General features: G+C 57.8%; 9 protein-coding genes and 2 pseudogenes. 4 read left to right on the top strand and 7 right to left on the bottom strand.

Annotation, left to right across the window (positions count from 1 at the left end; all coding sequences use genetic code 11):
• Positions 1–36 precede the first annotated feature (36 nt).
• Together HA41_RS15355 and HA41_RS15350 are read left to right on the top strand one after the other, a co-directional pair.
• Complete coding sequence (locus tag HA41_RS15355; protein WP_094121509.1) at positions 37–951, top strand: alpha/beta fold hydrolase; 915 nt, start codon at positions 37–39, stop codon at positions 949–951.
• A 265-nt stretch (positions 952–1,216) separates the two neighbouring features.
• Positions 1,217–2,683: a YsnF/AvaK domain-containing protein gene (locus HA41_RS15350; protein ID WP_094121508.1), complete on the top strand. Its 1,467-nt coding sequence runs from the start codon at positions 1,217–1,219 to the stop codon at positions 2,681–2,683.
• A 62-nt stretch (positions 2,684–2,745) separates the two neighbouring features.
• On the opposite strand, the gene HA41_RS15345 is transcribed toward HA41_RS15350, so the two are convergent.
• The 5 genes and pseudogenes from HA41_RS15345 to budA all read right to left on the bottom strand — a co-directional run bounded on the left by HA41_RS15345 (position 2,746) and on the right by budA (position 7,923).
• On the bottom strand, positions 2,746–3,585 hold the full coding sequence (locus tag HA41_RS15345; protein WP_094121507.1) for an MBL fold metallo-hydrolase: 840 nt from the start codon (positions 3,583–3,585) through the stop codon (positions 2,746–2,748).
• A gap of 164 nt (positions 3,586–3,749) precedes the next feature.
• A pseudogene (locus HA41_RS15340) lies at positions 3,750–4,555 on the bottom strand (citrate:proton symporter); the annotation flags it as partial.
• 94 nt (positions 4,556–4,649) lie between these two features.
• On the bottom strand, positions 4,650–5,423 hold the full coding sequence (locus HA41_RS15335; RefSeq protein WP_094121506.1) for a (S)-acetoin forming diacetyl reductase: 774 nt from the start codon (positions 5,421–5,423) through the stop codon (positions 4,650–4,652).
• A 23-nt stretch (positions 5,424–5,446) separates the two neighbouring features.
• Positions 5,447–7,126, bottom strand: coding sequence for an acetolactate synthase AlsS (gene alsS / locus HA41_RS15330; RefSeq protein ID WP_094121505.1), 1,680 nt, complete (start codon positions 7,124–7,126; stop codon positions 5,447–5,449).
• Positions 7,127–7,140: 14 nt separating this feature from the next.
• The gene (budA, locus tag HA41_RS15325; RefSeq protein ID WP_094121504.1) at positions 7,141–7,923 is read right to left on the bottom strand and encodes an acetolactate decarboxylase; all 783 of its coding nucleotides are present in this window, start codon (positions 7,921–7,923) and stop codon (positions 7,141–7,143) included.
• Between the two features lie 104 nt (positions 7,924–8,027).
• Here budA and HA41_RS15320 point away from each other — a divergent pair, with 104 nt between their 5' ends.
• Together HA41_RS15320 and HA41_RS21455 are read left to right on the top strand one after the other, a co-directional pair.
• Positions 8,028–8,918, top strand: a complete 891-nt coding sequence (locus tag HA41_RS15320) for a LysR family transcriptional regulator (protein ID WP_094121503.1) — start codon at positions 8,028–8,030, stop codon at positions 8,916–8,918.
• An 87-nt stretch (positions 8,919–9,005) separates the two neighbouring features.
• Complete coding sequence (locus tag HA41_RS21455) at positions 9,006–9,251, top strand: hypothetical protein (RefSeq protein ID WP_094121502.1); 246 nt, start codon at positions 9,006–9,008, stop codon at positions 9,249–9,251.
• Positions 9,252–9,299: 48 nt separating this feature from the next.
• Here HA41_RS21455 and HA41_RS15310 read toward each other — a convergent pair whose 3' ends face one another.
• Positions 9,300–12,353, bottom strand: a complete 3,054-nt coding sequence (locus HA41_RS15310) for an efflux RND transporter permease subunit (protein WP_094121501.1) — start codon at positions 12,351–12,353, stop codon at positions 9,300–9,302.
• A pseudogene (locus HA41_RS15305) lies at positions 12,350–12,671 on the bottom strand (efflux RND transporter periplasmic adaptor subunit); the annotation flags it as partial. The gene HA41_RS15310 and the pseudogene HA41_RS15305, both read right to left, overlap by 4 nt.

The following is a 12,671-nucleotide window of genomic DNA, read 5'->3' as shown; positions in this document are numbered from 1 at the left end:
TCACTGAACGCGCACTTTCAAAACGACGAGGTCAACGTGGGTTCAGTAAACAATCGGGGCCAGTCCCCTTTTATTGATGGTTTTCAGTTGCAGGATGTCACGCTGGATAACGGCATTACGCTGCGGGTTGCTACGGGCGGCAGCGGGCCGGTGCTGGTGATGCTGCACGGCCATCCGCAAAATCACCTGTGCTGGCATAAAGTGGCGCCGGTGCTGGCACAGCATTACACCGTCGTCCTGCCCGATCTACGCGGCTATGGCGACAGCGATAAACCGGCCAGCGATGCGCAGCATCGGCCCTATTCAAAACGGGCGATGGCGCAGGATATTGCGCTGCTGATGACGGCGCTTGGTCACGAGTGTTTTGCGTTTGTCGGACACGACCGTGGCGCCAGGGTCGGGCATCGGCTGGCGCTTGATTATCCTGATCGCGTCAGCGCCTGCACATTTATCGATATTGCGCCGACAGCCACCATGTATCAGCACACTAACCGGGAGTTTGCTACCCGTTATTTCTGGTGGTTCTTTCTGATCCAGCCCGCGCCGTTACCTGAAACGCTGATTGGGTCAAACATCGAATTCTTTCTGCGGCAGCATATCCGGGCGCAACTTAACGTCGCCGATGCCACGCCCGAAGCGATCCTGAACGATTATCTGCGCTGTTATCAGCATCCGGCGATGATACATGCGGTGTGTGAGGATTATCGCGCCAGCGCGAGCATTGATTTAGTGGATGATGCCGCCAGCGAAGGACAGCGAATACGCTGTCCGCTGTTGCTGCTGTGGGGAGAGCAGGGCACGGTCGGCCAGCTTTACGATGTGCCGCAAACCTGGGCTGATAAAGCCACACATGTTGAAGGACGAACATTACCCTGTGGCCATTCGCCACAGGAAGAGGTGCCAGTGGAATTCCTTTCTGCACTGCAGGTTTTCCTTTCGTCAGCAGGCTAAAGCCACTGGCATCTTATTACACTGTTTAAGTCGCCAGCCAGCGTGCTGGCTTTCTTTTTTCTGCCGCACCGCTTAGCGTATTTTAGCGCCACGTTACCCTTATATTGTGACTTTTTTCTGCAGTATCCTTTCTTTTGGCTTCGCTTGTGCCAGGCTTTAATTTCTCCTGAAGCAGGCAGTTATGCTTCAAAGCGGGAAAAGAGTTACCGATCTCGCTGCACTATTTTCTCCGCATGACGTTCTCAGGAATACGGGCAGGTTAACCATGAATAATCAACCTCCTGAATCACCAGGGGCAGAGGAAAACGAACAGCGACTCAGGCTGGCGGAAGAGAAGCTTGAGGTAACGAAGCAGCAGGTCAGTGACGGCCATGTTCGGGTTACCCGGCGAGTAACAGAGCATGAAGAAAAAATCGCCCTGCTGCTCAGGCAGCAGACCGCTGAAATAACGCGAGTCCCAAAATCGGAACGGCTGACGACGATGCCGGAAATTCGTGAAGAAAACGGCGTGATCATCATTCCTGTGGTCGAAGAGGAAGTTGAGATTATCCGCCGGTTGGTGCTGAAAGAGGAACTACATATCCGCAAGGTGGTCAGCCAGGTTCCGCTGGAACAGGTTGTCACCCTGAAAAAACAGTACGCTCAAATAGACAGACATCAGAACCCAGAACAGTCTGAATCCATCACCGAGGAGAAAACCATGGCGCGTGAAACAATTGTAACAATGTTCAGTAATGTCTCACTGGCAGAAGGCGCAAAACGCAACCTGATTAAAGCGGGTTTCCTGGACGATGACATCGATATCATTTCCGGGGAGCGCCTGCGCACCGAAGGGCAGGAAGCGCGTCATCCGGGCTTCTGGCAGCGTCTGTTCGGCAATACGCTGGAAGAAGATCAGGCTGAAGTGTATGAAGACGCAATGCGTACCGGCGGTGTAGTGCTGTCGCTACGCGCGGATGAAGATCAGTTGCCGCGTGCGCTGGGCATTCTCGATGCGCATGAGGAGCTGACCGAACACAGCGCAGCCTTGCCAGAGGATTATGCCGCCGATGACGGACTGACCACTGCGCCAGGCGCATCACTGAACCAACCCGCGTCTGGCAGCGATCTTAGCGGCAGTCAGCCGTACAGCGCGACCGTGCGACCTTCACTGACCGGTGATGAAAGCGAAGAAGATGTGCTGCGTCTGGCCGAAGAGCGGCTGGAAGTGGGTAAAAGACTGGTCAGCGAAGGCTCAACCCGGGTACGTCGCTACACCGTCACCGATCAGGTCTCTGAAAATGTGTCGCTGCGTGAGCAGCATGCGGAGATTTTCCGCCGTCCGCTGAGCGAAACCGGTGCGCCGGATCAGGTCGACTGGTCAGACAAAACTATCGAAGTTGAAGAGACGCACGAACAACCGGTGGTCAACAAGACGGCGCAAATCATTGAGGAAGTGATTCTGCGTAAAGAGCAGAGCGATCGGGTCGAAACCATTAATGATTCGGTACGTCGTCAGGAAGTGGATATTGACCATGCCACCACGGATAACGTCGCCGGTAACCGGACCGCGACCGATCCGCTACTCGATACCACTCCTAATGCCCGCACTGATCATGACAGCCCGGCAGTGACGCCGGCGGGTGGCCTGTCTGGCCGCGAGCCGGCGCATCACGAGGGTGTGATGGATAAAGCGGGCGATAAAATTGCCGAAGCTAAAGAGAAGGTTGAAGACAAATTTAAAAAGCCGTAGGGCTGCAGTCTTATCCTGCTCAGTCTGCTGCCCGTATCCGCTGATACGGGCATTTTTTGCCCTTAGCGCAGCGGAGCGTTAACCCGCAATGCGTCCAGTTCACGTGCATCGTGACTGCAAAAAAAGGTAATTTCGCTGCCGTGCTGGCAGGAAAGCTCGCGCAGTCGCCGCTGATTGTGCCGCCGTGCTGCATTGTCCATCGCCATCATCCACTGATAAAAGCGCAGACCCGGCGTACAGTGGCGCGCTGGCTGACGCATCTCACCGCGATAAAACCAGGCGTCACCGCCGTGCAACAGCCAGCCATCGGGCTGCTGAATCGCGATACCGGCATGGCCTGGCGTGTGACCTGCCAGCGGCACCAGCAAAATCTCCGGTGGCAAATCGCGCAGTCCCTGCACCGCCTCAAAGCCAAACCACTTTTCCCCCAGCGGCTGATAGGTTTCCCAGTTGCTGATCCCGCCCCACTGGCCGGGACGATAGCGCTCACGCGATAGCCAGCTATGCCGCTGATGGGCAGTATCAACCTCCTGCTTTAACAGATGGATGCGCGCCTGCGGAAAATCCGTTAAGCCCCCAGCATGGTCAAAATCGAGATGGGTCAGAATGATGTGGCGTACATCCTCAGCCCTGAAACCCAGCGCGGTAATCTGTGCCAGCGCGGTCAGCTCTTCGCGGCGCTGAATGTTATTCATGGCACGGAAAAAACCGGACAAGCGGCTGCCGGGTGCCCGCATATCCTGACGGCCAAACCCGGTATCGACCAGCACCAGACCTTCGCGGTCGGTCTCAATCAGCAGACAGTGGCACACCAGTTGGGCCGTCAGGCCTTTGCTGAATCCGTCATAGAGCGCGCCGCCCAGCGGACACATACAACCACAGTTGAGATGGTGAATTTTCATCTGGCCTCCATAAGGTCAATACACAAGATACGACGCGGGCCCGGCCAGCCTGGCGCGTGGCACGTCTGTCTGGCTTTAGAGTGTAGAAAGGGATGACGCAGTAGGCGGAGCGGTGCAGCGGATAACCGGGCAAAATTGCCGGTTATCCGCGAGAAATTGGCGATTTAACGGTGGAACAGCGGGAATGCGCCGGTCAGGAGACCGCCAGCCATCAGCATCAGGCTGACCAGAATCCCTATTTAATTGCAAAGCGCTGGTGATTGCCGATATCGACTTTCGCCAGTCCGACCAGCAGGTAGACCGACGGCACCAGCGGGCTGAGCAGCTGGAACGGCTGTCCAACAATCGACGCGCGGGCGATTTCCTCTGCCGAAATGCCGTAACTGGCAGTGGTCTGGGCGATAACCGGCAGAATGCCAAAGCAGAACGCGTCATTGGACATAAAGAAGGTAAACGGCAAGCTGACCAGTGCGGTGAACACCGCCAGATAAGGCCCGAAGCTGTGCGGGATCACTGCCAGCTGACTCTTCGCCATTGCGTCGACCATGCCGGTTCCGGAGAGAATACCAGTGAACACGCCGGCAGCAAAAATCAGCGAGGTCACGGCCAGCACATTACCGGCATGGGCGCCAATGCGGGCTTTCTGCTCTTCCAGCGACGGATAATTGAGCTTCACCGCAACCGCAAAGGCCAGCATGAACAGGATCTGGATCGGCATCAGCCCAATCACCAGCAACACCAGCAGCAGGGAGGTCAGAATGAAGTTAGGCCAGAACATCTTCGGACGGCGATTAGCGGCGCACTCTTCAGCATCACCCAGTCCCAGTTCGATATTATCAAGATGATGATCTTTCAGAGTCATCACGCCCAGACGCTTACGTTCACGCAGGCTAAACAGCACCGCCATTGCCACCAGGCTCATGCAGGCCATCAGCATGGCGGGCAGCATCGGAATGAAGATGTCGAGCGCAGCAGGGAGTGGGTTTTTATGATAAAAAAAATTAACGATTCAGGGCGCAGGAAAGCCTGCTGCGCGTGGGCGCAGCAGGGAAAGGGGAGAGTAATCAGTTAAACACCATGCCGCCATCAATCAGTAACGCCTGTCCGGTCATGTAATCTGAGTCGGGGCCCGCGAGGTAGGCGACACAGGCTGCCACATCTTCCGGCTCGGAGAGGCGTCCAAGGGTAATGCGTTTGGCAAATTCCTCAGTACCGTAACCAGCCGGTTTTCCGGCCGCTTCAGAGATCTGCCGGTCGATCTCTTCCCACATCGGCGTTCTGACAATGCCGGGGCAGAAAGCATTGACCGTGATACCGGCAGACGCCAGATCGCGCGCGGCAGTCTGCGTCAGGCCACGCACCGCAAACTTACTGGAGCTGTAGATGGCGAGTTCCGGGTTACCGACATGACCGGCCTGCGAACAGGCGTTGATGATTTTACCGCCGTGGCCTTCGGTAGCAAACGCCTTGATGGCAGCCTGCATGCCCCAGATCACCCCTTTCACATTGACGTTGTAGACTTTATCTACTACCGCTTCGGTGATCTCCGCGATCGGCGTAGAAGGCGCAATGCCCGCATTATTAACGATAACATCAAAGCCGCCCAGCGCCTGGCGCGCCTCCTCAACGGCATGCATCACCTGATCACGCTGGGAGACATCGACTTTCAGCGCCACCGCTTTACCGCCACTCTGAATGATCTTCTCTGCCATCTGGCGGGCAGTTTCAGGGTTGAAATCAGCCACAGCCACGGCAAAGCCATCTCTGGCGAGGCGCAGGGCGATAGCTTCACCAATTCCCTGTCCCGCACCGGTAACAAACGCCACTCTGGTTTTCATCATCATATCCTTTCAGGTTGAAATTAAAGAAGCTGGCTCAGATGCAGCTGGCCCATCAGCAGGGGGTTGTCCGCATAATCGACCGGTACCGCCACTACGGCCGGCCCCTGAACATCCATCGCCTTACGCAGAGTCGGTTCAAGTTCTGCCGCACTATTGACCGCAAAACCGGCAGCGCCAAACGCTTCGGCATAGACCTTGAAATCGACCGGACCAAACTTCACGCCGGAGACACGCTGATATTTCTTCTCTTCCTGCATCGCTACCATGTTGTAGGCATTGTCGACCCAGACGATATGCAGAATATTGGCCTTCAGCCGCACCGCCGTTTCCAGCTCCATGCTGGATTGCAGGAAACCGCCGTCGCCCGACACCGACACCACCTTGCGCTGAGGATCGACCAGCCAGGCGCCAATCGCCCACGGCAGCGCCACGCCCATCGTCTGCTGACCGTTGGAGATCATGATCTGGCGGGCACGGAAACTGTAGAGATAGCGGGCGATCCAGATGTGGAAGCTGCCCATATCGACGGTCAGGCTGACATCGCTGTTAATGATGTCCTGCATGGCGCGCACAATCCGTAACGGATGCAGAGCAAACTGATCAAGGCTGGCACCCTGCATCGCCAGTAGTTTGCGCTGCTGTTGCCGATCCTCCAGCACGCTGGCCGCTTCCGGGCTGAGCTGAAGCGGCGCGGTAATGCGGGTTGTCAGCTTACGCAGCGTGGCAGCGATATCACCGACCAGTTCTGCGTCTGGCAGATAGCGGTTGTCGGTTTCGGCAGGCATAACGTCAATGTGAATCAGCGTCGCATTGCCGGTGTTCCACATTGCCGGTTCATACTCCACCGGGCTGTAACCAATGGTGATGATCAGATCGGCCTGTTGCAGCAGCCGGTCTCCGGCCTGGTTGTTAAATAATCCGACGCGTCCGGCAAAGCGGGAGAAATGTTCCTGCCTGACCGCGCCCGCCGCCTGATAGGTGCTGGTCACCGGAATATGGCTGCTGTTCAGCAGGTGATGAATCGCCTCACTGTTTTCCGGCTGACTCGCCATCAGTCCCAGCAGGATCACCGGGTTTTTCGCCGCCGCAATCGCCTGGCCGACCGCATCAATCATCGCATCGGGCGCGGCGCCGGGCACCGGGCGGCCTTTGCTGCTCAGGGCCCGGCCGGTGACGGGCTGATCGACAATATCCTGTGGCAGGCTGATGAACGCGCCGCCACCGCGACCGTGCTCGGCGTGGCGGAAGGCATTCGACAGGCATTCAGACAGCGCGGCCGGATCGGTCACCTCTACCGCATATTTGGTGACCGGACGAAACATTGAAACGGTGTCCATGCTCTGGTGCACCTGCTTGGCGCTGTCAGAACGCTTTACAGCACCGCCGATCGCCACCACCGGATCGCCTTCGCTAGTGGCGGTTGCCATACCGGTGATCAGATTGGAACAGCCGGGGCCGGAGGTGACCAGCGCGACGCCAGCGTTGCCGGTCAGACGGCCAATCGCCGCTGCCATAAACGCCGCGTTGGCTTCGTGGCGCACCGGGATAGTCTGAATCGAGGAATCCAGCAGGGAGTCAAAAACCTTATCAATTTTCGCCCCGGGAATACCGAACACGTGGCTCACGCCCTGTGCTTCAAGTTGCGCGACCACCAGGTCGGCCCCGCAGGTCCAGAGTGTGCTGTCGGTAGGATTTTTCATCTTCATTCCTCTGTTTAGCTTTCAACTGCGCGAATGGCGGCGTCGAGATTGGCGGGATTGAGGTTGGCATTGAGAAAATCGCTGTCCTGAGGCAAATCGACCACCAGTTTGTTGATGGCGCCAAAGGTCAGGGTTCCCTGTTCCAGCGCATAATCGAGAATGTGGCCGCCGCCTTCGCGATCGTCAGTGATAAAATGTTCGTGATAACCGGCCACGTTGATGCCCTGCATATACTGCGGTGTACGGAAGCCAATCAGCTCGCCCGCGCGCTGGCTGAAGGTGAAGGTTGGCTGGTTGCCGAGCACTTCCGGCATTGAACGATAAGGACGGCACTGGCAGGGGACGGTGCGGGTCTCAACCCGGCTGAAGCGTCCGCTGATACGCAGCGCACAGAATTGATTGTCGGAGGTGATTTCACTGTCGATAACACGGTGGATCGCTTCGCGCGAGACCGGCCGTTCAAATTCATACCGATGCTGTGGTTTGAAAAAAGTCATTACCGCAAACGGGGTTTTCTGTTGTGGATCGGCTGGATGCGCGCTGCCGTCTGAATGCAGTTGATAGACCTGGCTGTCAAAGGCGATCAGTTCGCCATCCAGCCGGTTAAAGGTGCCTAAGCCAAAATCGCCCTTGCGCAGCAGGTCAGCGATCCGGGTATTGCCATCGTAAACGCCGCTCAGCAGCGCACTCATCAATGAGGTCTGATAGATAACACTTTCTGGTGTATCCTGGGCGAGTTTTAAGACAGTATATTTCAGTTGATCTTCACAGGAACAATCAGATACATAATTGTTCATTTAATGCCTCATAGGTTAACCGTTAAGCCGTGTTAACCTAATGTTGAACCGATTCAGTCGGTGGGTCCAATAGCAAAACCTGTTAACTTTGAGACGTTTTTAATATGGAACTGCGTCATCTGCGTTATTTTGTCGCTGTCGCTCAGACGCTTCATTTCACCCGGGCTGCTGAAATGCTGGGGATTTCGCAGCCGCCGTTGAGTCAGCAAATACTCCGGCTGGAGCAGGAGATCGGGACGCCGCTGCTGAAGCGGCTGACGCGCGGCGTTGAGCTTACCGAAGCGGGTGAGGCTTTCCTCGAAGAGGCACAGCAGATTGTCCAGCTGGCCGATCATGCGCTGGAAAATGCGCGAGGCATTGCCCGCGGTATCAGTGGCCAGATGTCGCTGGGGTTTGCCAGTTCGGTGGCGTTTAGTCCCCGGATATTTGCGTTAATCCATCAGTTTAAGGCGCGCTATCCGGCGATGGAGCTACTGACGCGTGAAGAGAACATGGCGCTGCTGATGCAGGATTTACAGGAAGGCTTGCTGGATGCGGCGTTTATCCGCCTGCCGTGCGAGAGCAGCAAGGCGTTTAACCTGCGGGTGATTTCCACCGAGAGAATGCTGGTTGCGTTACCGCGTCAGCACCCACTCAGTCAGGCTCCGGCGGTGGCGCTGTCGGCACTGGCGCAAGAAACGCTGGTGATCTTCCCTCGCGAGGTGGCACCCAGCCTGTATGAACTGATCGTCAGCGCCTGCCTGCGGGCGGGTTTTTCGCGCCAGGCTTTTCAGCAGGCACCGCAGATCACCTCATCGCTCGGCATGGTGGGCGCCGGATGCGGTGTTGCGCTGGTGCCGGAGTCGATGCGCTGTGTGGGAAATCCTCAGGTCAGCTTCTGTGAAATCGAAAACAACACGCTGTTCACCGACGTGGCGTTCGCCTGGCGGCGCTACCATCCGTCAAAAGCGGTGCTGCATCTGCTGTCGCTGCTGGCGGAGAAACCGTCGGCCTGAGACCAGACGGCGTTGATAAGCGCAGGCTATTGAACTGAGCACAATAACCGACTGGCACCGCGCGTCCGGGTTGCGAATAATCGCACCATGACTACATACCGCGTTAGAGTCGGGTTTCACAACCCGTCAGCCCTGACATTCAGGCAACTGGATGAGATTCTGGAGCCGCAGCGATTCTGGAGAACAGATTCGACCAGCGGCAGGTTCCGCTATTTCATGGAGTATGAGTATCAATCTGACATACGCGATCTCTGTTCAGTTTGTTCGCTGGCCTATACTCAGGCCTGCAAAGTCAGGAAATGCCCGCTAATCCTGGTTGAAGTGATGAAGTAACCGGGTCCTCCGATCCCGCCCTGCGGGGGATCGGACTGTCACCCTGAATCACACTGGCTTCCTGTTCATTAGCAGACTCAGCGACGCGGGCAGCACCGTCAGCGTGACCAGCGTTCCGGTCACCAGACCACCAATAATCGCAAACGCCATCGGTCCCCAGAAAACCTGATGTGAGATCGGGATCATGCCGAGGATCGCGGCGCAGGCGGTCAGCAGAATGGGTCTAACACGGTGCTCTGCTGCTTGCCTGATTGCTTCATCAGGCGGCAATCCGGCGCGGGCATTGGCATCGACTTCACTGATCATGATCACCGCGTTGCGGATGATGATGCCAGCCAGCGCGATAATGCCCAGTAGCGCAACAAACCCCAGCGGGGTGCCAGCCGGCAGCATGGCTAGCACAATGCCCGGCAGCCCAAAGGGTGCCATGCAAAGCGCCAGCAACATGCTGGAGAAACGCTGTAGCTGGATCATCAGCAACACCAGCATAACGCAGAGGGTGATCGGTAGCAGGGCGAACACCGAGCCGTTACCCTTGTCCGATTCCGCTACCACGCCACCTTCTTCAATCCCGTATCCCGCGGGCAGTGCGGCGCGCAGCGAGGCGACTTGCGGAGCGAGCTGCTGCGACACGGTTTCAGCGCGCTGGCCGGGCGCGATATCGGTCTGTACGGTGATGTAAGCCAGCCGCTGGCGTCGCCAGATCACCGGGTCGTCCACCCCCCACTTCAGCGTAGCGACCTGGCTCAGCGGGACTTTTTGCCCGCTGGCGGTGGTGAGCATCAGGCCTGCCAGCACTGCGGTATCCTGCCGCTCGCGATCGTTGCCGCGCAGCACTACGTCAATCAGCCGGTTGCGGTCGCGCAGTGTAGTGACCACGCTGCCGGACATCACGGTGTTAAGAGCAGAGGCAATACGGTCAGATGAGAGCCCGACCGCGCGGGCAGCGGTCTGATTCACCGCCAGAGTGATGACCCGTTCCGGTTCGCCGGCGGTGAGATTCACCTCTCGGGTGAGTGGAGAATGTGCAATCACCGCCGCCAGCTGGTCGGCAGCCTGTCGTACTTTGGCGTTGTCCGGACCGGTAATGCGATACTTCAGCGGCCAGCCGACCGGCGGGCCGAGTTCGAGCGGTGATATCCGGGTGGTGATGTCGCTGAAATCATGCGCCATCACCTGTTCGAGCCGCTTGCGCAGCCGATCGCGCGCGGTCAGGTCTTTTGCCACCACCACCAGCTGGGCGGTATTTTCATTATCCAGCAACACATCCATCGGCAGATAAAAGCGCACGGCACCTGAGCCAACGTAACTGGTAAAGTTGGCAACGTCAGGATTGTTGCGGATTGCCTGTTCCAGTTGTTCAGTACGGCGCGCCGTTTCAGCCTGTGCGGTATTGGCGGGCAGCGTAAGGCTGACCAGCAGTTCGGGGCGGTCGGAGGCCGGAAAAAACTCACCCTGCATAAAGGTGGTGGCGTAAAGACTGATCAGCAATACCCCCAGCGCTGCACCGAGCGTGATTAATCGGTGTTGCAGGATCTGCTCCAGCAGCCGGTGGTAAGCGCGCATCAGGAGACCTGGCGGGCGGTGTGCCTTCAGATTGCCTGCCGACAACAACCAGCTTCCGGTCAGCGGTGAAAACAGCACTGCAACGACCCAGGAGCAGAGCAAGGCCAGGGTGATCACCACAAACAGCGAGTAGCAATATTCTCCGGCGCTGGAGGCAGCGAATCCTACCGGTATGAAACCCGCTATCATCACCAGCGTGCCGGTCAGCATCGGGAAGGCAGTAGTTTTAAAGGCATAGGTGGCGGCCTGCCATTTGCTGTCGCCCGCCTCCAGCCGCGCGATCATCGCTTCCACGGTGATCATGGCGTCATCTACCAGCAATCCCAGCGCAATGATCAGCGCGCCTAGTGAGATCCGTTGCAGGCCGATACCGGCAAATAACATGCCGGTGAAGGTCATTGCCAGCACCAGTGGGATGGCGGCGGCCACCACCAGACCGGCCCGCAGCCCCAGCGACACAAACGAGACCGCTAATACAATCACAATCGCCTCGCCCAGCACCCGGACAAAGCCGCTGACCGCTGTTTTGACCACTGCAGACTGATCGGCAACCCGGGTCAGCGTAATGCCGTGGGGCAATTGACTGGCTAATCGGGTCATCCGCTGGTTCAGCTGCTGACCAAAATCGAGCATATTGCCGCCAGAGGCCATGGAAATGGCCAGTCCGATGGCTGGCTCACCGTTGACCCGAAAGGCGGGAGCAGGCGGCTCGGCGGGCTGCAGGCTGACGGTTGCCAGATCGGTCAGCGGTATAAAGCGTTGCCCGATATGCAGCGTCACTGCCTGCAGGCTGGCGACAGAGCTTAGGGTACCGCTGACCCGCAGCGCGATGTTTTCGCGGTCAGTGCGCAGGCTGCCGGCAGGGACGACCTCATTCTGGGCTTTGAGCGTATCGCTGACCAGCTGCAAATCGAGTCCCATCCCATCCAGCTTGCGCGGCGAAAAGGCAATCACCACCTGCTGCTCCTGGACGCCGAGTAAGGTGGTTTTGCCGATATCGGGCAGATCGGCCAGACTGCGACGCAGGTTATCAACCTGATCCCGCAGTTCCCGCGCAGTGAAACCCTCGGCGGTAAAGCCATAAAGGGTGCCGAAGGTGTCATCAAACTCGTCATTCACCGCCGGCCCCTGCACGCCCTGCGGCAGCGAAGGCGCAATGTCCTGCATTTTTTTACGCAGCTGATACCAGATGCCTGCTACCGCGGCAGGTGAGGTGTCATCGCGCAGATTGACATAAATCACCGTCTGCCCGGCCCGGGTTTCGCTTTCGACTGCGTCCAGCGATGGGATCTCCTGCACCTTTTTTTCCAGTACGTCGGTGACCAGCTGCACAGTAGTATTCACATCTGCGCCCGGCCACTGCGCGGAGATCACTGCCGTTTTGATGGTAAAAGCCGGATCTTCGTTGCGCGACAGGTGTTCATAGCTCAGCACACCCACGGCCATGATCAGCAGCATGAAAAACACCACCAGCTGCTGATGCGCCAGCGCCCAGCCCGAGAGATTAAAAGCGGATGAGGAGTGAGTAGCCTTCATGGCGCCTCCTGTGATAACGCAACCTGTTCACCTGGCTGCAAGGTGCTGATACCGGCCGTTACCACCGTTTCACCCGGCTGGATCCCGGTGCTGATAAAAATCTGCTCTGCGGTGAAGTGGGTCAGCACCACGGGGCGCAGCTGCAACCGTCGGGTAGCGCGGTCGACCACCATCAGTGCGGGTTTTTCACCGGCGCGGGTCAGGGCGCTGGCGGGTAAGGCCATCACTGGCGGCTGACCATCAGGCAGGCTGACCATCACCGTGGCACCCAGCGCCATCGCGGCCGGTGGGTCAGTCAGGGGTGAGCCGCAGTCGCCA

Origin of the sequence: Pantoea conspicua, from assembly GCF_002095315.1 — a bacterium.
Taxonomy (GTDB): Bacteria; Pseudomonadota; Gammaproteobacteria; order Enterobacterales; family Enterobacteriaceae; genus Pantoea; species Pantoea conspicua.
This window is presented reverse-complemented; position numbering and strand designations above follow the sequence as displayed.